Here is a 20,078-nt window from a genome sequence, read left to right as displayed (position 1 = left end):
GGATTAATTACGATCAGGACACCGCCGCCAGCCCGACAGTCGCCCCCGCCGCGAGCAAGAGCACGAGATTGAGGGCCACTTGGCGGTCCCCCATCCTCAAATGGACCCTGACCGCGCCGACCTGGAGCAGGACGAACCCGACGGCGGCGGCCAGGCCCAGCCGGGGCGCGACGCCGGTCAGGCGCGGCAGGACGAGGCCGGCCGCACCGAGGACCTCGACGCCCCCGATCGCCCGCACGGCCGGCATCGGCGTGCCGTCCACCCACGCCATCATCGGCAGCAGCCGCTCCCTGCTCCCCACGACCTTCAGCCCGCCCGCGTAGAGGTAGAAGAGGGCGAGCAGACCGGCCACCACCCAGTACGCGACGCTCATGAGGAGGTGGCCGGCTCGGTGGCGTAGCGGCTCATGACCTCGGCGCTCACGCTCGGGCTCGGCGGCTCACCAGTGGCGAACAGGTCCCGCAGGTCCCGGAAGTACTGCACGTACAGGTCGGGGGTGAACGTGCTGAGCATGACGGCCGGTTCGCCGGTGACGTTGGCGAAGGTGTGCGGGGCGCCGGGCGGCACCATGACGAGGGTTCCGGCCGTGGCGTCGTACTCCTCGCCCCCGACGGTGAAGCGCACCGAGCCGGAGATGACGTAGAAGCCCTCGTCGTGCCGCGCGTGCCGGTGCTGCGGCGGACCGGGGGTGTGCGGCGCGAGGACGGACTCGGCGAGGCCGAGGCGGTGGCCGGTGGTACGGCCGTCCTCCAGGACGCGCATCCGGGTGGTGCCGAGCATCAGCACCTCGCCGTCGCCGGGCCCGACGACGGATACCGCGGGATGGACGTTGTTGTCGTGAGTCGTCATGCTCCGATTCGACGCCCAGGGCGGTCCAGCCGTCCAAGACCTGTTCCGCCGACCCGATACCCGATCGGTATCGTTGCTGTATGGAGCGTATAGAGCGTATGGAGCTACGGACGCTGCGCTATTTCGTGGCGGTCGCCGAGGAACTCCACTTCGGCCGGGCCGCCGCACGGCTCCACATGAGCCAGCCTCCGCTGAGCCGTGCCATCAAGGCGCTGGAGACCGAGGTCGGGGCACGGCTCCTCGAGAGGTCGCCGGCAGGGGTCGCGCTGACCCCCGTCGGGGCCGTCCTCCTGGACGAGGCCCGCGCACTGCTCGACCAGGCCGACCGGCTGCGCGTGCGGGTCGCGACGGCGGCGGGGACCGCCGTCCTGACCGTCGGCCTCCTCGGCGACAGCACCGATCCGGGGGTACGGCGGCTGGCCCGTGCGTACCGCGAACGCCACCCGGGCGTCGAGATCCGCATCCGCGAGACCGACCTGACGGACCCCACGTGCGGGTTGCACGCCGGTGCCGTCGACGTCGCCCTCACCCGCGCGCCGTTCGACGGAACAGGGCTGGCGGTGCGGGAGTTGCGGGCCGATCCGGTGGGGGCGCTGCTCCGCGCCGACGATCCGCTGGCCGGCCGGGAGAGCCTGGAGCTGGCCGACCTCGCCGACCGGCGCTGGTTCCGGTTCCCGGAGGGCACGGACCCGCTCTGGCAGTCGTACTGGAACGGCGGGGAGGCACGGGAGGGGCCGGTCGTGCGGGCCGTCCAGGAGTGCCGGCAGGCGGTGCTCTGGAACGGCACGGTCGGCATGACGCTCGCCGGCCACGACCCGGGCGACGGGCTCACGGTCGTACCGGTCGCCGACATGCCGCCGAGCCGGGTGGTGGTGGCGTGGGCGCAGGGGGACGGGAATCCGTTGCTGCGGTCGTTCGTGCGGGTGGCACTCGCGGCTTACGGTTGACCGGGGTCAGAGGAAGACGCGAGCGACGTCGAGCCACTTCTTCGCGTCCTCGCCCACCGCGGTGAGGCCGGTCTCGGCGAGGGACCTGCGGTGCGTGACCCGGAGGCAGAAGTCGAGGGCGCTGCCCCGGATCCGTTGCGCGGCGTCCTCGGGGCCCCACACCCAGGTCCGGCCGTCGGGACCGGTCAGCTCGACCCGGAACGGCTCGGTCGGCATGGGCAGTTGGGCCGCGTAGAAGGACAGCTCCCGCCCGATCACTCCCAACGCGGCGATGTGCCGGAGCCGGCCCGTCGCGCGGTGCGGGACACCGTGCGTGTCGTAGACGTCCTGGCCGTGCGCCCACGTCTCCATCAACCGGAGCGGCACCATGAGCGTTGCGGTGAGCTGCGAGCCGTACCAGGGGAACGCGTGGTCCAGTGCCGTGTCCCGCAGCGCCGCCGCCACCTCGGCCCGCCCCGCGCGCCACTCCGCCAGCAGCGCCGGCCGGGGCCTGGCCGCACCCTCGGCGGCGTCGCGATCCGCGTCGTGCCCACCCGCGTCGAACGCGTCGGGCTTCCGTACGGCGACCAGCACGTTCGCGTCAGCCGCCGCGAGGTGAGCGATCTGGTGGGCGATCGTCCAGCCCTCGGCCGGCGTGGGCAGCGACCAGTCGGCGTGCGCCGACACCAGCGCGTCGAGCTCATCGCCTTCGGCGACCAGGCCGGGCAGGCCGAGGTCGCGATCTAATCCGGAGGTGTCGAGGCCGTAGTCCAGCATCAGCGCCCCACCCGCTCGACGAAGGCCGCCCAGGCGGAGGCTTCGAAGAGGAGGGTTCCGCGGGAGGGGTCCTTGCTGTCACGGACGGGGACGAGGGAGGGGAGATTGGCGGCTACTTCGAGGCAATCGCCACCAGCTGTGTTGCTGTAGCTGCTCTTGTGCCAGGAGGCGGTGCGGAGGAGGTCGTCGGAGACTTCGATGCACTGCCCGCCGTCGGAGTTGCTGTAGCTGCTCTTGCGCCACGTTACGTTGGTCAAGTTGATGGCTCGCACGGCACTTCCTCCAGCATCCGCAAGATGAACGTCCGCGACTCGGCAGGGCTCAACGCCAGGTCACGTACGGCATCATAGGTGCGGTGCAGGTGCTCAACCCTGCTTGTTTCTTCGACCAGTTCGCCCCGAACGTCGTTTTCTGCATAGGCCACCGTGCGACCGTCCGGCAGCCGCAGGAACATCACGTCAGTGCTCGCCAGACCATGTAGGCCAGTACCGAACGGCAACACGTGGAGCGCGATGTTCGGGCGCTCCCCCGCTACCAACAGGTACTCCAGCTGCTCACGCCACTCCCCCTGGTCGCGTAGCGAATTACGGAGCACGGCCTCCGAGAGAATGACGCGAAACGGCGGGGCGTCGTCGCCTTCCAGGACCGTCTGCCGCCCAATCCGCGCGACGACTTGCTGCTCCAGTTCCTCGTCCTTCAGACCGCCCGCCGCCAGCGCCTCACGCACGTACGCCGGAGTCTGGAGCATTCCCGGCGGACGACTCACGGCGTAGTGCCACAGACTCACCGCCTCCGCCTCCAACACCATGTACCGCCGGTACTGCTCCTTGAACTGCGACGGATCCCCAACCGCCAGCTCCCACAGGGCCAGCAACAGCCCAGGCGTCCCGTAGAACTGATCCAGCGCCTCCACGACCTCCGGGCTCCCCAGAGTCCGCCCGCTCTCCATCTTCCCGAAGTTGGACGCGTCCCAGCCCAGTTCCTCCGCCAGCTCCCTTAAGCTCACCCCCTTCTCCGCCCGCAGCAACCGCAGCTCCTCCGCGAACCGCTGCCTCGGCTCCTGACTGCGTCCCGTCACCACCCGCCTCTGCGGCACCGAACCCCTCCCGGATTCCCCGTGGAATTTGTGGAATTAGCGCCGCCAGACGGGGAAGAACCGCTCCTCCTCGGCGCGCCGACCCCACCTCCCGGCCATCCTCGTAGCAGCCTCGACACGCAGAGTAGTCCAACTCTCGCATTTCGTATAGATGTTGGACAAAAGGAGCGAATGCCATGGAGCCCGGAACCCTGCTCTACGACACCGCAACCGACCAGGTCGGCGAGTACCGGGACCAGTCGGGGCCGTACGCGATGCTGCGTCCCGTGGGGGGAGGGAGAGAGTGGCAGGCTCATCCGTCGACGCTGCGGCCTGCCACCGACAGAGAGCGGCTCAGTGCGGGCGTACGGGCGGCGAACGACCGTACCCGGGCCCTGCCACCGGACCCCGAGGACCTCAGCCGGCCGCCGTGGCCCGTGCCCGGCTGCGCCGAGTGCACGCACCTCGACGACCGGCGGCAGACCGCGCGCGCCGCCCACGACCACAGCGCGGCCACCGACGCGAACGTGCTGCTGCGCCAGCACCAGCGGGCGGAGCACCCGTGACCCGCCGTCTCTTCCGGTACGTGCCGTACGGGATCGTGCAGGGCGCGGGCGCGGCGCCCGAGTACGCGGTGCGTGTCGGGGGACGAGGAGGACTGCGGGGCCGAGTCGGGGGTGTGCGGGCATCCGGCGCAGGTGGAGGAGTGGCAGCGCAGGCATACGCAGGAGACCCGGCACATGTGCTGTCGGCGCGTCTTCGCCGACTACGCGGTGCTGACCCCGGCGTAAGCCGTTCGGCGGGCGCCTGCCGGTGTCTGTCGGCTGCGGCGCACTCACGCCGCCCCGGAGCCCTCGCCCGGCGGCCGGCGGATCAGGTGCAGACAGACGACCGAGGCGACGAACGTCCGCCGTTCGGAGGCGTCCAGGCGGGGCGTCATTTCGACGACGTACTGCTGCAACCCGAGCCACGGGTCGATGGTGCTCACCTCGACCCGGCCGAGGATCTCCGGCGCGGGATCGCCGCTTTCCGGGTCGGCCTCCGTGAGGCGCCATTCGACCGACGCCGCACTCAGCCGCGTGAGAAGGAGTCGGCGTCCTTGTTCGGTCCAGAGGCTCAGCTGCCGCGACTTGACGAGTCCACGGGCACCGGCGGTGCCGATCTCCCGGTCCGCTCCGTCGACGAAGTGGAACCGCACCGGCCCGAACTGCTGGAACGACTCGGCCCAGGAACGCTTCTCGATTCGGACGACGACCTCGCCGGACGTTCTCGTCAGGACGAAGTGCATGTGGCCGATGTCCGTGACCTCGGCGAGCGGGGTCCCCTCCACGGTGGACACGGCCAGGGCGGGGCCCCGGTACGTGCGCCACTTCGAACGCTTCGGCTGCCCCACCACGACGGCTTCCAGCGCGAACAGATCGGGTTCCGCCATCGGTCGCCCCTCCCCCGCCCCGGCTCCCCTCGACCGGGTACCTCCACTGTGGCCGAGAACCCGTCGGATACCCACCCCTCGGGGGTACATCGACGCCTGCACCCCGTTCACCGTCTGATCAGAGCTGGTTCGGGCCGAACCGCCAGGCACGGAGCTTCTCCGGGTTCCGTACCGCCCAGATGTGCCTGATCCGGTCGCCCGCGATCTCGAAGGCGAAGACGGTCGCGACGGCGCCGTCCTGCTCGGCGACCAGGCCGGGCAGGCCGTTGACCGTGCACTCCAGGAACGTCGTGCGGTGGCCCGCCACGCGGGCGATCTCGGCGTAGGCACGGGCGATCCGCTCACCGCCCACGATCGGGTCGAGGTGGGTGACGGCCAGCCCGCCGCCGTCGGCGGTCGCGGTGGCGTCGGGGTCGAGCAGGCCGATCAGGGCGTCGATGTCCTTGGCCTCCCACGCCGTCCGGAACCGTTTGACGATGCCGGCCTGCCCGGCGTTCGGGCCCGCGGGGGCCTGCGCGGTGCGGATGCGGCGGCGGGCGGAGGAGGCCAGCTGGCGGCAGGCCGCCGGGGTGCGGCCGACGATCTCGGCGACCTCGCCGAAGGGGTAGCGGAAGACGTCGTGCAGGACGAACGCGACGCGCTCGGCGGGGGTCATCGCGTCGAGGACGACGAGGAAGGCCATCGTCACCGACTCGTCGAGGGTGATCCGGTCGGCCGGGTCGGCGCCGCCGGAGCGCGCGGTGGTCCACTCCGTGGGCTCCGGCAGCGGTTCCGGGATCCACTCGCCCACGTACGTCTCCCGCCGGGCGCGCGCCGAGCCGAGCAGGTTGAGGCAGATGCGGCCGGCGACCGTGGTCAGCCAGGCGCCGGGTGATGCGATGGCCTGCCGCTCGGGCGCGGACATGGCGTACCAGCGGGCGTAGGTCTCCTGCACGACGTCCTCGGCGTCGGCGAGGGAGCCGAGGAGCCGGTAGGCGAGGTTGATCAGCTGACGGCGCTCGCTCATGACCGCGCCGAGGCCCTGCTCGCCCTGCTCGCCCCGCTCGCCCCGCTCGCCCCGCTCGCCCCGCTCGCCCCGCTCGCCCCGCTCGCCCTGCTCGCCCTGCTCGGCTCCCGTGGTCATGGCCTGCCGTCTCCCTCGCTCGCCCGTGTGGCTGTGCCCCTACCCGGTACGACAGAACAGCGCACCGGAATGTCAGGCCGGCGGGCCGCCTCACATCCGGCGGGGCTGCGTTGTCGTACCGGTGAGCACGACGACAGGACGAGACGACCAGGGGACTTCGATGAACGACTTCCAGGCCATCGCGGACCGCGTGGAGATCGAGGCACTGCGCGGCGAGTTCACCGACGCGGCGATGATGCGCGACCGGCCCCGCCTTGCCTCGCTGTTCACCCCGGACGGTGCCCTGCGCATGCCCAACATCCCCGCCGAGCAGATCGGCCGCGAGGAGATCATCGCCGGGGGCGAGCGGCTGCAGAGCCAGTGGGACTTCTTCGTGCAGAACACGCACCCCGGCACGATCCAGATCGACGGCGACACCGCGACCGGCCGCGCCTACATCCAGGAGATCGCCCGCACCCTCGACGGCCGCCAGGGGCTCAACTACGCCGTCTACCACGACCGTTACCAGCGCACCGCGGAGGGCTGGCGGTTCGCCGAGCGGGTGTACGAGGTCAGGTACCTCGACACCTCCCCACTGGCGGGCACGGCACCCCGGACGGTGCCCGCCTCCTCCTTCGCCGACCCCGCACCGGCCGAACGGCTGGAGCTGACGGCCGCCGCGCTGCGTGCCAACGGCTTCGCCGCCGAGATCCTGGACGACGCCGCGGCCGCGCGCGCCCGCGTCAGGGAGCTGCTCCCCGAGGGCGCCACCGTGTTCACCGGAGCCAGCGAGACGCTCCGGCTGTCCGGCATCGACGAGGACATCAACACCGGTGGCCGGTACGACGCCGTCCGCCCGCGCGTCCTGGCCATCGACCGGGCCACCGGCGCCGACGAGATCCGCCGGCTGCTCGCCAGTCCCGAGTACGTCGTCAACAGCGTCGCCGCGGTCACCGAGACCGGCTCGCTCGTCCTCGGCGGCAGCCAGCTCCCCGCCAACGCCGGCGGGGCGGCCCACGCGGTCTGGGTCGTCGGCGCGCAGAAGGTGGTGCCCGACCTGAACACGGCGCTGCGCCGCGTCGAGGAACACGCCCTCCCGCTCGAGGACGCCCGCGCCCGGGAGGTGTACGGGTCACCCAGCGCCGTCAACCGGCTGCTCGTCCTCAACGCGGAGCCCCGCCCCGGGCGCGGCACGGTGCTGCTGCTCCGCGAGGCCGTCGGATACTGACCGGACGCGGCGGGTCCTGGTCGGTGGTTACGCTTCCGGCATGGCGAAGAAGCTGGTGATCAAGGTGACGGCGGGGGCGGACGCCCCCGAGCGGTGCTCGCAGGCGTTCACGGTGGCGGCGGTGGCCGTGGCGAGCGGCGTCGAGGTGTCGATGTGGCTGACCGGCGAGTCCGCGTGGTTCGCCCTGCCGGGCCGGGCCGCCGAGTTCGAGCTCCCGCACGCGGCCCCGCTCCCCGACCTGGTCGACTCGATCCTCGCGGGCGGCACGCTCACCCTCTGCACCCAGTGCGCGGCCCGCCGGGACATCACGGAGAAGGACGTCATCGAGGGCGTACGGATCGCGGGCGCGCAGGTCTTCGTGCAGGAGGCGATGGCGGACGGGGTGCAGGCGCTCGTGTACTGAGCGCTCCGCAGGAGGTGCCGCGACGCGTCGTCTGCCGACTGCGGCGCCGTCGTGGCTGGTCACGCCCACGCGGCGGTAGCCGCATATCGGATACGGCCCCGCGCCCCTGGCCCCTACGGGGCGCGGCCGTCAGGACCTCGGCCGCTTCTTGCCGTCCAGCTCGTCCCACCACTCGTCCGACTGCGGATCACCTGAGGGGTCGTCCCACCAGCGGTCGTCGGGTCCGCGACGGTTCGCGACCATCGCGGCGACCGGGGGGATGACCATGGCCACCACGCACATCCCCACGGCGGCGGGGACGGACCAGATGCGCACGACTGCCCACGCCAGGACGAAGAGACCGATGCAGATCCCCATCATGACGAAGTAGACGCGACGGCGACGGGCCAGCATGCATCCAGGGTAGGTCGACCAGGGGCGCCGGGCACGGGACGGGCGAGAGGTACGGGCCCGCCCAGGGACCGACGGACGGAGTCCGGCGCAGCGTCACGAAGCCTGCGAAGCAGTGCGAGCGACGCGTCAAGAAGGGGCGACGCGACGGCGACGGGCCGGCATCCATCCAGGGTAGGTCGGCCAGGGGCGTCGGGCACGGGACGGGCAACGGGTGCGGGCCCGCGGTGCGGGGAAGGTGAAGGGCCGCGTCCACCGGTTCTCTGAACGGTGGACGCGGCCCTTACGGGTGTGCTCTCAGACCGCGATCGCGACCTCGGCCAGGCCGCCCTGCTGGGCGACGACCGTGCGGTCGGCGGTGGCGCCGGGGACGAGGGCGCGGACGGTCCAGGTGCCCTCCGCCGCGTAGAAGCGGAACTGTCCGGTGGCGGAGGTGGGAACCTCCGCGGTGAACTCGCCGGTCGAGTCGAGCAGGCGGACGTAGCCGACCACGGGCTCGCCGTCCTTCGTCACCTGCCCCTGGATCGTGGTCTCACCGGGCTTGATCGTCGAGGGGTCCGGGCCGCCGGCCTTCGCTCCACACATGCTGATACTCCAGAGGTCTTGAACGGTCGGTCTGAGGGTGTTACTTGTTGGCGCCGAGCTCGATCGGGACGCCGACGAGGCTGCCGTACTCGGTCCAGGAGCCGTCGTAGTTCTTGACGTTCTCGACACCGAGCAGCTCATGCAGGACGAACCAGGTCAGGGCCGAACGCTCGCCGATACGGCAGTAGGCGATGGTGTCCTTGGCGAGGTCCACCTGCTCCTCGGCGTAGAGCTCCTTGAGCTCGTCGTCCGACTTGAAGGTGCCGTCGTCGTTGGCGTTCTTCGACCACGGGATGTTGCGAGCGGTCGGGACGTGGCCCGGACGCTGCGACTGCTCCTGCGGCAGGTGGGCCGGGGCGAGCAGCTTGCCGGAGAACTCGTCGGGCGACCGCACGTCGACGAGGTTCTGCGAGCCGATCGCCGCCACGACGTCGTCGCGGAAGGCGCGGATCGCGGTGTTCTGCGGCTTGGCCTTGTAGGTGGTCTCGGTGCGCTCCGGGACCTCCTCGACCAGCTCGCGGGCGTCCAGCTCCCACTTCTTGCGGCCGCCGTCGAGGAGCTTGACGTTCTCGTGGCCGTAGAGCTTGAAGTACCAGTAGGCGTAGGACGCGAACCAGTTGTTGTTGCCGCCGTAGAGGATCACCAGCGTGTCGTTGGCGATGCCCTTCGCCGACAGGAGCTTCTCGAAGCCCTCCTGGTCGATGAAGTCGCGGCGGACCGGGTCCTGCAGGTCCTTGGTCCAGTCGATGCGGATCGCGCCTCGGATGTGGTTCTTCTCGTAGGCGGACGTGTCCTCGTCCACCTCCACGATCGCGATCTCGGGGTTGTCCAGGTTGTCCTGGACCCAGTCGGCGTCGACCAGGACGTCGCTGCGGCTCATGCTCTTTCTCCTCCGGGGCAGGTGCGGCGGGGCGTGCGAGTGCGGGTGCGTGCGCGTCGGCGCGCACGGATGCCCTCGGCAGGGAGGGCAGGGGGGATGCGGAGGCGGCGCGGCCTCCGCCGTCAGAAGGGGCGACAGAGCATGGCGGCGACGCGGCACAGGTCGACTGCCCGCCGCTTCGTGAGATCCGCCTGACGCTTCATGGGCTCGATCGTAGGGACGGATAACCGGGCATGTCACCGGCATGTCGTATGGTGAGATGCGATCGTCCGAATTGTGGGACGCCAGAGGGCGGCGAGGCGTGGTCCCGGGCCGGCCGGGCGCCTGTATCGGTCACCGCATCTACTGTACGGACACAGCCGTCTCGCGTGGTGGACCGGCGCCGGTGCCGCCGTGCCGCCTCCTACCCGGCCAGCTTGACGTTCGAACCCTTCACCGCGATCTCCACACCGTCCTTCTCGGCCTCCACCTTGTCCAGCTTGATGCCGCCGGGGAGCTGGTCGATCGCCTGCTGGAAGTCGGAGGCCTGCCGGAGGCGGTCCTCGGCGAGGCTGACGCCGGCGAGCTTGGGGAGGTTGTCGGCGTGCACCTGCACGGTGTTGTTCTTGACGGTGACCGAGCTGAGGACGTCCACCTTCTGGTGCGCGCTGACGCCGGGGACGGTGACGTCGACGGTGACCTTGATCTTGCCGTTGCCGCCGTCGGCGAGCCCGACGACCTGGCCGGTGAAGCCGAGGCCGAGGTCGGCGGGGGCCGTCCGGGCGTTCTTCAGCAGCTCGTCGTAGGAGATGAGCGCGGTGCCGGTGGCGGTCTGCGCGGTGGCGGAGCTGTAGTCGCCGGTGAAGGTGACGTCCTTCATGTCGGCGTTCAGGTCCTCGATGCGGATGGTCTTGCCGGTGGTGCCGGTGGTGGCGTCGTAGTCCTTGATGCCGACGTGCACGTCGTCGAGGGTGCCGCTCGCGACCTGGGTGAGGAACGGGAAGCCCTTGATGGAGACGTCGGGGGTGGTCGCGAGGTTCTCCGTCGTCTTCAGCTTGTCGGCGGCCTCGCCCTGGGCGAAGTGCACGGCGACGCGGTCGACGATCACGAAGAGGACGCCGAGGACTACGACGACGATCAGAAGGATTCGTAGTGCACGCATGTGGTCGGTTTCCCCCGGGGTCGGCTGCTCACGTCGGTCCCGCCACGCTAACCCTGCGGGAGCGGGCCGACGGCGAATTGTCGAGCAGCTGTGACACTGGGGGCGCTGGTGGTGCTGGGGGCTGCCGCCCCCAGGCCCCCGCATCGGGGGGGGAACCGGTGCGTGGTCCGCGTGCGGGCCGGTGGGGGCTGGTCGCGCAGTTCCCCGCGCCCCTTACGGGGCGCTCGACCTCACCCTCCCACCGACCGAGTCGGGTGGGCGGGCGGGAAAAGCTGTTCGGCCTCGCCTTGTGGGAGACCGAGACGGGTGGGTGGGTGGGAAAGGCTTTTCGGCCTCGCCCCCGGAAGGGCTAGTGGAGGATCCAGACCACCGGGGCCGCTGCCGTGAGGGGGAGGGCGACGCCTGCTGTGAAGTGGACGAACCTGGACGGGTAGTCGTAGCTCGCCGCGCGGTGGCCGATGAGGGCGCAGACCGCGGCCGACGCTCCGATCAGCGCACCCTTCGCCCCCAGCCCCGTCATCCCGCCCACCGCGATACCCGCGCCCGCCGCGGCCAGCAGGGACACGACCACCGAGGCCGGCGTCGGCAGGGGCAGCGCCCGGGCCAGGACGGCCACTGCGACCGCGGCCGCGCCGACCGACACCGTGTCGGGGTCCGCGCCCAGGTAGCCCGTCGCGATGATCGCCAGCGCGGAGGAGGCGACCGTGGCCATCAGGCCGTACATACGGGTGTCGGGGTCCGCGTGCGAGCGGAGCTGCAGGACGAGCGTGAGCAGGACCCAGACGCCCAGCGGGCCGAGGATCGCCGCGGGGGCCTGGTCACGGCCCGCCACCAGGACCGCCACGTCCGCCGTGACCCCGCCCAGGAAGGCGAGCGCGATGCCCTGCCGGGCCGGCCACATGCCGTTCAGGCGGAACCAGCCCGCCGCCGTCACGGCCTGGAGGATCACCAGGGGGACGACGAGCGCGTACGACGAGATCGGCGCCGCCACCGCGAGCAGCAGGCCCAGCAGCGCCGTGAGCAGCGCCGGCTGCATGCCGGGCTCGATGATCGGCGAGCGGCCCTCCAGGCGGGCCCGCTGGGCGTCCGTGACCCGCGCGTTGCCGGCGAGGGTCGCGGGACCGTAACCCGTGTCGGGTTCGGCGGGAGCGGGAGCCGGCGCAGGGGCGGCGGAGGGCGCGCTGTACGCCTGCGGCGGCTGTTGTTGCTGTTGCTGCTGCTCGGCGACGTACGGCTGTTCGTACGGCTGGGGCGGCAGGTACGCCGTCTCCCCGCCCGCCGCCATCGGCGGAGGAGCCGCCGCGCCCTGCACCGGCGCGTGCGTCTGCGTCTCCCAGGTCTGGCCCTGCCACTGCTGCGTGGCGTACTGCTCGTCGTACCCCCACTGCTGCTGCGCCTGCTGCTGGTAGGGGTCGTAGCCCTCGTACGGCTCGTACGGCTGGTTGGTCATCGCTCTCGCTCACCCTCCTGCGAACGGCGGGAGCACCTCGACCGTGCCGCCCTCGGCCAGCCGTACCGTCTCATGTCCGCGCGTGCCCACGGGGTCACCGTCGATGAGGAAGGAGCATCGCCGCAGGACGCGCGTCAGTTCCCCGGGGTGTCGCGTGCGTACCGCGGCCAGGGCCTCGGCGAGGGTGTCCGCGTCGTACGGCTCCTCGGCGATGCCGGCGGCGGCCTTCGCGGCGGCCCAGTAGCGCACCGTGACCTTGGGCATCCGGTTCCTCAAGAGAGTCGATGAGAACAATCAGTCGGCTGTGTACCTGTGTACAGGGTCAGGCTAGCCCGCCCGGGACGCCGCCCAGTCGCCGATCCTGGCCAGCAGCCGGTCGCTCGCCGCGTGTTCGGCGTGGCCCATGCCGGGCTCCAGCCAGAGCTCGGCGGCGCCGCCTGCCGCGTCGGCCAGCATCCGGGGGTGGTCCACCGGGAAGTAGCCGTCGCTGTCGCCGTGCACGATCAGCAGCGGAGCCGGGGCGATCTTCGGCACCGCCTCCACCGGGGAGAGCGGCACCGGGTCCCAGTCCCGGTGGTGGATCCGGGTACGGAAGCCGTAGCGGCCCACCAGCCGGCCCTCCGGTCTGGTGACCAGCCAGTGGACGCGGCGCATGGGGGCGGTGCCCCGGTAGTACCAGCGGGCGGGGGACGACACGGAGACGACCGCGTCCACCCCGGCGTGCAGCGCCGCGTGCCGCAGGACCACCGAGCCGCCCATCGAGAAGCCGACGGTGACGACGCGCGCGTGGCCGAGGTCCCGGGCCCACGCCACCGCCGCCGCCAGGTCGAGGACCTCGCGGTCACCGACGGTGGTGCGGCCGCCGGACCGGCCGTGGCCACGGAAGGAGAAGCTGACCACCGGCGCGTAGTCCGTCAGGGCGGCCACCACCCGTCGTACGTGTGGCCGGTCCACGTCTCCCGTGAAACCGTGGGCCATGACGAACACGAGGTCACGGGAAGGTGGCCGGGAGCCGTCGTATACGGCGGAGGCGGGATCGTATACGGAATCGATGGAAACCCCGTCGTCCGTGCGCAGAAACGTCCGCATAGAGGCGCTTCTGCTCGTCTCATATGTCGGACGAACGGCGGAACGTGCCACATGACCTGCCGGACCGATGCTCATGTGGGCTATTCTGCTGGGCAGAGGACTCGGGCAGCGCCGCCACCGGGTCCTTTTGTGCTTTCGGAAGGGCTGTATACGAAGCGGGAAACTCCAGGTGACCGCGGATGTACGGAACATCGGGAGCGCAGCGCAGTGTCGTTGCACACAGTCCTCGCAGGGACCGAGGAGGAACCAGACATATGAGTTCTCTGCTGCTCCTGACCAACGCCCTCCAGCCGTCGACGGAGGTGCTCCCGGCCCTTGGCCTGCTCCTGCACAACGTGCGGGTCGCACCGGCGGAAGGCCCCGCCCTCGTCGACACCCCGGGCGCCGACGTCATCCTGATCGACGGCCGCCGTGACCTCCCGCAGGTCCGCAGCCTCTGCCAGCTGCTCCGCTCCACCGGCCCCGGCTGTCCGCTCATCCTCGTCGTCACGGAGGGCGGGCTCGCCGCCGTCACCGCCGACTGGGGCATCGACGACGTCCTCCTCGACACCGCGGGCCCCGCCGAGGTCGAGGCCCGGCTGCGGCTGGCCATGGGCCGGCAGCAGATCGTCGCCGACGACTCCCCCATGGAGATCCGCAACGGTGACCTGTCGGTCGACGAGGCGACGTACAGCGCGAAGCTCAAGGGACGGGTCCTCGACCTCACCTTCAAGGAGTTCGAGCTGCTCAAATACCTCGCCCAGCACCCGGGCCGGGTGTTCACTCGTGCACAGCTGCTCCAGGAGGTCTGGGGCTACGACTACTTCGGCGGCACCCGGACGGTCGACGTGCACGTACGACGGCTGCGCGCCAAGCTCGGCGTGGAGCACGAGTCCCTGATCGGAACGGTCCGGAACGTCGGTTATCGATTCGTTACGCCCGAGAAGGGCGACCGGGCCGCCGAGGCGGCCAAGGCGCACGCCGACCGGCCAAAGCCGGAGGATGCGGACGCTTCGGCGGCCCTGGACGCGGTCGAGGTGCCGGCGGAGGCGTAGTCCTCGTCCGGGCGGCGCATGGCCGTCGCCCGGCCGGGGCATTGCTTACGCAAGCGAAGCTTCGGTTCGCCCTGCCCAGAGCGGGTCCATCCGCGTAGACTCCGCGCGTGGCCAAGGTGACTCGGGATGATGTGGCGCGGCTGGCGGGGACTTCCACCGCCGTTGTCAGTTATGTCATCAACAACGGACCCCGGCCGGTCGCCCCGGCCACGCGCGAGCGTGTCCTCGCGGCGATCAAGGAACTGGGGTACCGCCCGGACCGGGTCGCCCAGGCGATGGCGTCCCGGCGCACCGACCTCATAGGGCTCATCATTCCCGACGCCCGCCAGCCGTTCTTCGGCGAGATGGCGCACGCGGTCGAGCAGGCCGCGTCCGAGCGCGGAAAGATGGTGCTGGTCGGCAACACCGACTACGTCGGCGAGCGCGAGGTCCACTATCTGCGCGCGTTCCTCGGGATGCGGGTCTCGGGCCTCATCCTCGTCTCCCACGCGCTGAACGACCTGGCCGCAGCCGAGATCGAGGCCTGGGACGCCCGGGTGGTGCTGCTGCACGAGCGGCCGGAGGCGATCGACGACGTGGCGGTGGTGACGGACGACCTCGGCGGCGCCCAGCTCGCCGTCCGCCATCTGCTGGAGCACGGCTACGAGTACGTGGCCTGTCTGGGCGGTACGGCGGAGACGCCGGCCGTCGGCGACCCGGTCTCCGACCACGTCGAGGGCTGGAAGCGGGCGATGGCCGAGGCGGGCCTGCCGACGGAGGACCGGCTCTTCGAGGCGCCGTACAACCGGTACGACGCGTACCGGATCGCTCTGGAGATCCTCTCCGGCCCCACCCGCCCCCCGGCGATCTTCTGCTCCACCGACGACCAGGCCCTCGGCGTGCTGCGGGCGGCGCGGGAGCTGCGCATCGACGTGCCCGGGGAGCTGGCGGTGGCCGGCTTCGACGACATCAAGGAGGCGGCGCTGGCGGATCCCCCGCTGACGACGATCGCCTCGGACCGCCCGGCGATGGCGCGTGCCGCGGTGGACCTGGTGCTCGACGACGGGCTGCGGGTGGCGGGGTCGCGGAGGGAGCGTCTGAAGACGTTTCCTTCTCGGCTGGTGGTGCGGGGTTCCTGCGGGTGCGGGTAGTTCTTTGGGTTCCGGTGCGTGGTGGGCTTTTGACCGTGGTGCGCGTCGTTCTTTGACTGCCGGTGCGTCGTGGTTGCTCGCGCAGTTCCCCGCGCCCCTAAAAGAAAGGGGGCTGCGGTGAGCGCCCCTTTAGGGGCGCTGGGGGTACCCCCCAGCCGAAGGCTGGGGGAGGAACTGCGCGACCAGCCCCCACGGCGCGCACCCACAGGAACGCCCTTCATGAACGGCCCATGAGAGTCCTCCGCGACCTGCGAGAAGGTTCCTTATATCGGGCAAACGAGCTTCTCGCGGCGTTCTCAGCGGGCACTCAGGGAGCTCTCATGGTCACGGGACAAGCTACTTGTCATGACCGAGAGCTTCCGCCGCAGCGGCGAGTACGAGAACCCGCAGGGTCCCCAGGGTGACGCCTACCAGGGCGCGTACCCCCAGCAGCAGCACGCCTCCTCCCCCGTCAACCCGGAGTGGCCGCCCCCGCCCACCCACCAGCCGACGCAGCAGCCGGCGACCGACGGCGGCCAGGGCGGCTACGGTGGCGGCGGTACGGCCGTACTCCCCGCCGTCGGCCCCGAGGCGGAGCACCCGGAGCACTCGGCCCACGCCAAGAAGAAGCGCCCCCGGGGCCCGATAGCCCTGCTCGCCGCGGTCGCGATCGTCGCGGCGGCCGTCGGCGGCGGCACCGCCTACGCCTTCCAGGAGCTGACCGGCAAGAACGAGGTCGTCTCCAGCAGCACCACCACCAGCGTGGTGCCCTCCAGCAAGAAGGGCGACGTCGCCACGATCGCCGCCGCCGTCAGCCCGAGCGTCGTCGAGGTCAACGCGACCCTCAGCAACGGCACCTCCACCGGCTCCGGCGTCATCGTCACCAGCGACGGCGAGATCGTCACGAACAACCACGTGATCTCCGGCGCCCAGTCGGTCAAGGTCTCCACCAGCGACGGCAAGTCGTACACCGCCAAGGTCGTCGGCACCGACAGCTCCAAGGACCTCGCCCTCCTCAAGCTCGAGGGAGCCTCCGGCCTCCACCCCGCCACCCTCGGCAACTCCGACGGCGTCCAGGTCGGCGACACGGTCGTGGCGATCGGCTCGCCCGAGGGCCTGACCGGCACCGTCACCAGCGGCATCGTCTCCGCGCTCAACCGGGACGTCACCGTCTCCACCGACGAGGGCCAGCAGCAACAGCAGGGCGGCGGCGACGGCCGGTGGCCGTTCTCCTTCGGCGGCCAGCAGTTCAACGGCGACACCGGCTCGTCCACCACGACCTACAAGGCCATCCAGACCGACGCGTCCCTGAACCCCGGCAACTCCGGCGGCGCGCTGATCGACGCCAGCGGCGACATCGTCGGCATCAACTCCGCGATGTACTCGGCCAGTTCCGACTCCTCGTCGTCCTCCTCGGACGCGGGCAGCGTCGGCCTCGGCTTCGCCATCCCGATCAACACCGTCAAGTCCGACCTGGCCAAGCTGCGGTCGGGCTCCACCAGCTGAACCACCGGCAAGAGCACGTAGGGAGCACGTCATGATCAATCAGGTTTCGCACCCGATGTCCGCCGACAGCCCGGCCGGTACCAGCCTGGCCCTTGCCGTGGCGTACGAGCTCCACGCACCGACGGAGGCCGTGGTGGCCCCGACCCCGGCCCCCCGCTCCCCGGAGGGCGTGGTGGCGCCGACCCCGGCCCCGCGCGCACCGGAGGTCGTGCCCGCCCCGCAGCTGATGGGCCTGCGCACCTCCGCGGCCCGTCCGCACCAGCGCAAGGTGCCGCTGAGCCGCATGACCCTGGTACGCGGCTAGGGGCGTACCGCCCCACCAGCGTGCATACCCGACAGCCGCGAAACATGCGAGGCTGAGAGGCGTCCCGACCAAGACCCACCGCACCCCGAGGAAACGCGAGCGATGAGTTCCGCCGATGGCGACCGTGAACCCCAGCGCATCCTGATCGTCGACGACGAGCCGGCCGTACGCGAAGCCCTCCAGCGCAGCCTCGCCTTCGAGGGGTACGAGACCGAGGTCGCGGTCGACGGCGCGGACGCGCTGGAGAAGGCGACGGCCTACAAGCCGGACCTGATCGTCCTCGACATCCAGATGCCGCGGATGGACGGCATGACGGCCGCCCGGCGCATCCGCGGCGCCGGCGACACCACCCCGATCCTGATGCTGACGGCCCGGGACACGGTCGGCGACCGTGTCACCGGCCTCGACGCCGGGGCCGACGACTACCTGGTCAAGCCGTTCGAACTCGACGAACTCTTCGCCCGTATCCGAGCCCTCCTGCGCCGCAGCTCCTACGCGGCCACGGTCGCCGACGGCGTCCAGGAGGACGAGGCGCTCACCTTCGGCGACCTGCGCATGGACCTCGCGACCCGTGAGGTCACCCGGTCCGGCCGCCAGGTGGAGCTGACCCGCACGGAGTTCACCCTCCTGGAGATGTTCATGGCGCACCCGCGCCAGGTCCTCACCCGCGAGCAGATCCTCAAGGCCGTCTGGGGCTTCGACTTCGAGCCCTCGTCCAACTCCCTCGACGTCTACGTCATGTACCTCCGCCGCAAGACCGAGGCCGGCGGCGAGCCCCGCCTCGTCCACACCGTGCGCGGCGTCGGGTACGTCCTGCGCCAGGGCGGCGCCGAGTGAACAGGCTCACCGCCCGCTTCCGCACCCTCCCGATCCGCGCCCGCCTGTCGATGCTGGTCGCGGCGGCGGTGGCGTTCGCGGTGGCGGCGGTTTCGGTGACCTGCTGGTTCATCGTGCAGGGGAAGCTGTACGAGCAGCTTCAGAACGACTTGCAGAAGGAGCAGCGCGGTCCGGTGGTCGGGGTCCTCAACAACGCCCTCGCCGACTGCTCCGAGACGCCTCAGGACAACAACACCTACCGGAGCAACTACGGCCAGGGCGTCACGCTGGACGGCAGAGTCTGCCTTCTGCCCGGCTCCACAGGCGAGATCAAGGTTTCTCAGGCCGACAAGGACACCATCAAGGCCGGGAACACCGACGTGCTCTACTTCCGCAACGGCACCGACAAGGAGGGCAATGCCCTTCGCGTGATGATCCAGGTGTTCCCCACTCAGAGTGGCTCCTACGTCGGGCTGATCTCTGCCGTTCCTCTGAAGAACACCCAGGACACCCTCAAAGACCTCGCCCTGATCCTCCTCCTCGTCTCCGGCGTCGGAGTCGTAGGCGCCGGAGCCGCCGGCCTCGCCGTCGCCCGTGCCGGTCTCCGCCCCGTCGACAAGCTCACGGAGGCCGTCGAGCACGTCGCCCGTACCGAGGACCTGAGCGTTCGCATCCCCGTGGAGGAGGAGTCGGACGACGAGATCGCCCGCCTCTCCCGCTCCTTCAACAGCATGACCAGCTCGCTGGCCAGCTCCCGGGAGCTCCAGCAGCAGCTCATCGCGGACGCCGGCCACGAGCTCCGCACCCCCCTCACCTCGCTCCGTACGAACATCGAACTCCTCACCCGCAGCGAGGAGACGGGCCGCCCGATCCCCCCGGCGGACCGCAAGGCGCTGCTCGCCTCGGTGAAGGCGCAGGTGACGGAGCTGGCGTCGCTGATAGGCGACCTCCAGGAACTGTCCCGCTCGGAGGGTCAGCGCGGTGAGCGCGTGCAGATCGTGGCCCTTCAGGACACGGTCGAGGCGGCCCTGCGCCGCGCCCGGCTGCGCGGCCCGGAGCTGACGATCACGGCGGACGTCCAGCCGTGGTTCGTACGGGCGGAGCCCTCCGCGCTGGAGCGGGCGATCGTCAACATCCTCGACAACGCGGTGAAGTTCAGCCCGGAGGGCGGCAAGATCGAGGTCACCCTGGAACGCGGCGTCCTGACGGTCCGCGACCACGGCCCCGGCATCGCCGAGGATGAACTCTCCCACGTCTTCGACCGCTTCTGGCGCTCACCGAGCGCGCGCGCCCTGCCCGGCTCCGGTCTCGGCCTCTCCATCGTGGCCCGCACGGTCCAGCAGGCCGGCGGCGACGTCACCCTGTCCCGCGCCAACGGCGGCGGCACGGTGGCGACGGTACGACTGCCGGGGGCACCTACGGCTCCGCCGGAAGTCTCGTGAGAGGTTCGCCTTCCTGCCAGAAGATCTCGTCGTTCCGCCAGTCCATCTGCCACGGCGGCCCCATGAAACCATCAGTCACTCGCCGGGTCCCAGTTCTCGGACCCGGTAATGAATCTTCGCTGCCTCTTCAAGGAGCGCCTTGGCTTCGGCGCTGTCGGTGCACTCGTACGCGGCTCGATGTTCGAGATCGCGCACGTGCGCGTCCAACTTAGGGTCCCGTGCGATGGCGTACGCGCCCCACCATCGAGCCATGAACGCAGGCACAGGACCGAGGTCGTAGGCGTCGCCGATCGCCCACTTCCAATGCTCTTCGAAGTCAGGGAGAAGCTCGGGAGTCTGCTTGGCGATGGCTGCCCGCAAAGCATCCGGCGTCCGCTCCGGCATCGGCGGGATGACCTGGTCGTTCTCCGTGGCGTAAGCGGTGATGACCGATGCCCTCCTTCGGCGCTTCAGGTCTACGACCATAGCCGCCCCGCACTCCGTGGATCAGCCGTTCGTATCGTGGTCACGGGATCCAGCGTGTCGGCGGCAACGCTTCGA

27 protein-coding genes are annotated in these 20,078 nt (G+C 70.9%); 11 read left to right on the top strand and 16 right to left on the bottom strand.

Features of this window, described 5'->3' with window-relative positions; translation table 11 throughout:
* Positions 1 to 13: 13 nt before the first annotated feature.
* A complete protein-coding gene (locus JF597_RS35750) occupies positions 14 to 373 on the bottom strand; it encodes a DoxX family protein (RefSeq protein WP_294005176.1) in 360 nt (119 codons plus the stop codon).
* Positions 370 to 849, bottom strand: a complete 480-nt coding sequence (locus JF597_RS35745) for a cupin domain-containing protein (RefSeq protein ID WP_294005174.1) — start codon at positions 847 to 849, stop codon at positions 370 to 372. The genes JF597_RS35750 and JF597_RS35745 overlap by 4 nt, the downstream gene beginning before the upstream one ends.
* Before the next feature lie 98 nt (positions 850 to 947).
* On the opposite strand from JF597_RS35745, the gene JF597_RS35740 reads away from it, so the two are divergent.
* Complete coding sequence (locus tag JF597_RS35740; RefSeq protein ID WP_294005298.1) at positions 948 to 1,796, top strand: LysR substrate-binding domain-containing protein; 849 nt, start codon at positions 948 to 950, stop codon at positions 1,794 to 1,796.
* A 6-nt stretch (positions 1,797 to 1,802) separates the two neighbouring features.
* On the opposite strand, the gene JF597_RS35735 is transcribed toward JF597_RS35740, so the two are convergent.
* From JF597_RS35735 to JF597_RS35725, 3 genes are read right to left on the bottom strand one after another with little or no spacing between them, the layout of a single operon-like run.
* The gene (locus JF597_RS35735) at positions 1,803 to 2,552 is read right to left on the bottom strand and encodes a maleylpyruvate isomerase family mycothiol-dependent enzyme (RefSeq protein ID WP_294005171.1); all 750 of its coding nucleotides are present in this window, start codon (positions 2,550 to 2,552) and stop codon (positions 1,803 to 1,805) included.
* Entirely contained in the window at positions 2,552 to 2,824 is a 273-nt protein-coding gene (locus tag JF597_RS35730) for a DUF397 domain-containing protein (RefSeq protein ID WP_294005169.1), read from the bottom strand. Before JF597_RS35730 ends, JF597_RS35735 begins: the two co-directional genes overlap by 1 nt.
* Positions 2,806 to 3,648, bottom strand: a complete 843-nt coding sequence (locus tag JF597_RS35725; RefSeq protein ID WP_294005166.1) for a helix-turn-helix transcriptional regulator — start codon at positions 3,646 to 3,648, stop codon at positions 2,806 to 2,808. The genes JF597_RS35730 and JF597_RS35725 overlap by 19 nt, the downstream gene beginning before the upstream one ends.
* Positions 3,649 to 3,824: 176 nt before the next feature.
* Here JF597_RS35725 and JF597_RS35720 point away from each other — a divergent pair, with 176 nt between their 5' ends.
* Entirely contained in the window at positions 3,825 to 4,193 is a 369-nt protein-coding gene (locus JF597_RS35720) for a hypothetical protein (protein WP_294005163.1), read from the top strand.
* 72 nt (positions 4,194 to 4,265) lie between these two features.
* Positions 4,266 to 4,418, top strand: a complete 153-nt coding sequence (locus tag JF597_RS35715; protein WP_294005160.1) for a hypothetical protein — start codon at positions 4,266 to 4,268, stop codon at positions 4,416 to 4,418.
* A gap of 44 nt (positions 4,419 to 4,462) precedes the next feature.
* Here the strand turns inward: JF597_RS35715 and JF597_RS35710 are convergent, their stop codons facing one another.
* Positions 4,463 to 5,059: a hypothetical protein gene (locus tag JF597_RS35710; protein WP_294005157.1), complete on the bottom strand. Its 597-nt coding sequence runs from the start codon at positions 5,057 to 5,059 to the stop codon at positions 4,463 to 4,465.
* A gap of 118 nt (positions 5,060 to 5,177) precedes the next feature.
* On the bottom strand, positions 5,178 to 6,065 hold the full coding sequence (gene sigJ, locus JF597_RS35705) for an RNA polymerase sigma factor SigJ (protein ID WP_294005295.1): 888 nt from the start codon (positions 6,063 to 6,065) through the stop codon (positions 5,178 to 5,180).
* A gap of 277 nt (positions 6,066 to 6,342) precedes the next feature.
* Here sigJ and JF597_RS35700 point away from each other — a divergent pair, with 277 nt between their 5' ends.
* Positions 6,343 to 7,389 (top strand): nuclear transport factor 2 family protein, encoded by a 1,047-nt coding sequence (locus JF597_RS35700; protein WP_294005155.1) that lies wholly within the window; start codon positions 6,343 to 6,345, stop codon positions 7,387 to 7,389.
* 40 nt (positions 7,390 to 7,429) lie between these two features.
* On the top strand, positions 7,430 to 7,792 hold the full coding sequence (locus JF597_RS35695) for a DsrE family protein (protein WP_294005152.1): 363 nt from the start codon (positions 7,430 to 7,432) through the stop codon (positions 7,790 to 7,792).
* Between the two features lie 129 nt (positions 7,793 to 7,921).
* On the opposite strand, the gene JF597_RS35690 is transcribed toward JF597_RS35695, so the two are convergent.
* The 8 genes from JF597_RS35690 to JF597_RS35660 form a co-directional block, all read right to left on the bottom strand.
* A complete protein-coding gene (locus JF597_RS35690; RefSeq protein ID WP_294005149.1) occupies positions 7,922 to 8,185 on the bottom strand; it encodes a DUF3099 domain-containing protein in 264 nt (87 codons plus the stop codon).
* 294 nt (positions 8,186 to 8,479) lie between these two features.
* Positions 8,480 to 8,767, bottom strand: a complete 288-nt coding sequence (locus JF597_RS35685; RefSeq protein WP_093501297.1) for a DUF1416 domain-containing protein — start codon at positions 8,765 to 8,767, stop codon at positions 8,480 to 8,482.
* Positions 8,768 to 8,807: 40 nt separating this feature from the next.
* Positions 8,808 to 9,647, bottom strand: coding sequence for a sulfurtransferase (locus tag JF597_RS35680; RefSeq protein WP_294005141.1), 840 nt, complete (start codon positions 9,645 to 9,647; stop codon positions 8,808 to 8,810).
* Positions 9,648 to 9,769: 122 nt separating this feature from the next.
* Positions 9,770 to 9,850 (bottom strand): Ms5788A family Cys-rich leader peptide, encoded by an 81-nt coding sequence (locus JF597_RS55745; protein WP_350751515.1) that lies wholly within the window; start codon positions 9,848 to 9,850, stop codon positions 9,770 to 9,772.
* A 200-nt stretch (positions 9,851 to 10,050) separates the two neighbouring features.
* The gene (locus JF597_RS35675; protein WP_294005138.1) at positions 10,051 to 10,788 is read right to left on the bottom strand and encodes a DUF2993 domain-containing protein; all 738 of its coding nucleotides are present in this window, start codon (positions 10,786 to 10,788) and stop codon (positions 10,051 to 10,053) included.
* A 349-nt stretch (positions 10,789 to 11,137) separates the two neighbouring features.
* A complete protein-coding gene (locus JF597_RS35670; protein ID WP_294005135.1) occupies positions 11,138 to 12,238 on the bottom strand; it encodes a hypothetical protein in 1,101 nt (366 codons plus the stop codon).
* Positions 12,239 to 12,247: 9 nt separating this feature from the next.
* Complete coding sequence (locus JF597_RS35665) at positions 12,248 to 12,502, bottom strand: MoaD/ThiS family protein (RefSeq protein ID WP_294005132.1); 255 nt, start codon at positions 12,500 to 12,502, stop codon at positions 12,248 to 12,250.
* 63 nt (positions 12,503 to 12,565) lie between these two features.
* The gene (locus JF597_RS35660; protein ID WP_294005129.1) at positions 12,566 to 13,402 is read right to left on the bottom strand and encodes an alpha/beta fold hydrolase; all 837 of its coding nucleotides are present in this window, start codon (positions 13,400 to 13,402) and stop codon (positions 12,566 to 12,568) included.
* A 179-nt stretch (positions 13,403 to 13,581) separates the two neighbouring features.
* Between JF597_RS35660 and JF597_RS35655 the strand changes: the two genes are divergently transcribed.
* From JF597_RS35655 to JF597_RS35630, 6 genes are all read left to right on the top strand, one after another.
* Positions 13,582 to 14,361 (top strand): response regulator transcription factor, encoded by a 780-nt coding sequence (locus JF597_RS35655; RefSeq protein WP_294005126.1) that lies wholly within the window; start codon positions 13,582 to 13,584, stop codon positions 14,359 to 14,361.
* Between the two features lie 107 nt (positions 14,362 to 14,468).
* Positions 14,469 to 15,491, top strand: a complete 1,023-nt coding sequence (locus tag JF597_RS35650; protein WP_294005123.1) for a LacI family DNA-binding transcriptional regulator — start codon at positions 14,469 to 14,471, stop codon at positions 15,489 to 15,491.
* Positions 15,492 to 15,836: 345 nt separating this feature from the next.
* Positions 15,837 to 16,976: a trypsin-like peptidase domain-containing protein gene (locus JF597_RS35645; RefSeq protein WP_294005120.1), complete on the top strand. Its 1,140-nt coding sequence runs from the start codon at positions 15,837 to 15,839 to the stop codon at positions 16,974 to 16,976.
* A gap of 31 nt (positions 16,977 to 17,007) precedes the next feature.
* Positions 17,008 to 17,280, top strand: coding sequence for a hypothetical protein (locus tag JF597_RS35640; protein ID WP_294005117.1), 273 nt, complete (start codon positions 17,008 to 17,010; stop codon positions 17,278 to 17,280).
* Between the two features lie 102 nt (positions 17,281 to 17,382).
* Positions 17,383 to 18,117 (top strand): response regulator transcription factor, encoded by a 735-nt coding sequence (locus JF597_RS35635; RefSeq protein WP_294005114.1) that lies wholly within the window; start codon positions 17,383 to 17,385, stop codon positions 18,115 to 18,117.
* Complete coding sequence (locus JF597_RS35630) at positions 18,114 to 19,538, top strand: HAMP domain-containing sensor histidine kinase (protein WP_294005111.1); 1,425 nt, start codon at positions 18,114 to 18,116, stop codon at positions 19,536 to 19,538. Before JF597_RS35635 ends, JF597_RS35630 begins: the two co-directional genes overlap by 4 nt.
* Before the next feature lie 75 nt (positions 19,539 to 19,613).
* On the opposite strand, the gene JF597_RS35625 is transcribed toward JF597_RS35630, so the two are convergent.
* The gene (locus tag JF597_RS35625) at positions 19,614 to 19,922 is read right to left on the bottom strand and encodes a DUF6247 family protein (protein WP_294005293.1); all 309 of its coding nucleotides are present in this window, start codon (positions 19,920 to 19,922) and stop codon (positions 19,614 to 19,616) included.
* Positions 19,923 to 20,078 lie beyond the last annotated feature (156 nt).

Source organism: Streptomyces sp. (genome assembly GCF_019510245.1).
Lineage (GTDB): Bacteria > Actinomycetota > Actinomycetes > Streptomycetales > Streptomycetaceae > Streptomyces.
This window is presented reverse-complemented; position numbering and strand designations above follow the sequence as displayed.

Excerpts from the sequence above, each read along its gene's own strand:
- JF597_RS35750 (WP_294005176.1), bottom strand. The coding sequence starts at position 373 with ATGAGCGTCGCGTACTGGGTGGTGGCCGGTCTGCTCGCCCTCTTCTAC.
- JF597_RS35745 (WP_294005174.1), bottom strand. The coding sequence starts at position 849 with ATGACGACTCACGACAACAACGTCCATCCCGCGGTATCCGTCGTCGGG.
- JF597_RS35740 (WP_294005298.1), top strand. The coding sequence starts at position 948 with ATGGAGCTACGGACGCTGCGCTATTTCGTGGCGGTCGCCGAGGAACTC.
- JF597_RS35735 (WP_294005171.1), bottom strand. The coding sequence starts at position 2,552 with ATGCTGGACTACGGCCTCGACACCTCCGGATTAGATCGCGACCTCGGC.
- JF597_RS35720 (WP_294005163.1), top strand. The coding sequence starts at position 3,825 with ATGGAGCCCGGAACCCTGCTCTACGACACCGCAACCGACCAGGTCGGC.
- JF597_RS35710 (WP_294005157.1), bottom strand. The coding sequence starts at position 5,059 with ATGGCGGAACCCGATCTGTTCGCGCTGGAAGCCGTCGTGGTGGGGCAG.
- sigJ (WP_294005295.1), bottom strand. The coding sequence starts at position 6,065 with ATGAGCGAGCGCCGTCAGCTGATCAACCTCGCCTACCGGCTCCTCGGC.
- JF597_RS35700 (WP_294005155.1), top strand. The coding sequence starts at position 6,343 with ATGAACGACTTCCAGGCCATCGCGGACCGCGTGGAGATCGAGGCACTG.
- JF597_RS35695 (WP_294005152.1), top strand. The coding sequence starts at position 7,430 with ATGGCGAAGAAGCTGGTGATCAAGGTGACGGCGGGGGCGGACGCCCCC.
- JF597_RS35690 (WP_294005149.1), bottom strand. The coding sequence starts at position 8,185 with ATGCTGGCCCGTCGCCGTCGCGTCTACTTCGTCATGATGGGGATCTGC.
- JF597_RS35685 (WP_093501297.1), bottom strand. The coding sequence starts at position 8,767 with ATGTGTGGAGCGAAGGCCGGCGGCCCGGACCCCTCGACGATCAAGCCC.
- JF597_RS35680 (WP_294005141.1), bottom strand. The coding sequence starts at position 9,647 with ATGAGCCGCAGCGACGTCCTGGTCGACGCCGACTGGGTCCAGGACAAC.
- JF597_RS55745 (WP_350751515.1), bottom strand. The coding sequence starts at position 9,850 with ATGAAGCGTCAGGCGGATCTCACGAAGCGGCGGGCAGTCGACCTGTGC.
- JF597_RS35675 (WP_294005138.1), bottom strand. The coding sequence starts at position 10,788 with ATGCGTGCACTACGAATCCTTCTGATCGTCGTCGTAGTCCTCGGCGTC.
- JF597_RS35670 (WP_294005135.1), bottom strand. The coding sequence starts at position 12,238 with ATGACCAACCAGCCGTACGAGCCGTACGAGGGCTACGACCCCTACCAG.
- JF597_RS35665 (WP_294005132.1), bottom strand. The coding sequence starts at position 12,502 with ATGCCCAAGGTCACGGTGCGCTACTGGGCCGCCGCGAAGGCCGCCGCC.
- JF597_RS35660 (WP_294005129.1), bottom strand. The coding sequence starts at position 13,402 with ATGAGCATCGGTCCGGCAGGTCATGTGGCACGTTCCGCCGTTCGTCCG.
- JF597_RS35655 (WP_294005126.1), top strand. The coding sequence starts at position 13,582 with ATGAGTTCTCTGCTGCTCCTGACCAACGCCCTCCAGCCGTCGACGGAG.
- JF597_RS35645 (WP_294005120.1), top strand. The coding sequence starts at position 15,837 with ATGACCGAGAGCTTCCGCCGCAGCGGCGAGTACGAGAACCCGCAGGGT.
- JF597_RS35640 (WP_294005117.1), top strand. The coding sequence starts at position 17,008 with ATGATCAATCAGGTTTCGCACCCGATGTCCGCCGACAGCCCGGCCGGT.
- JF597_RS35635 (WP_294005114.1), top strand. The coding sequence starts at position 17,383 with ATGAGTTCCGCCGATGGCGACCGTGAACCCCAGCGCATCCTGATCGTC.
- JF597_RS35625 (WP_294005293.1), bottom strand. The coding sequence starts at position 19,922 with ATGCCGGAGCGGACGCCGGATGCTTTGCGGGCAGCCATCGCCAAGCAG.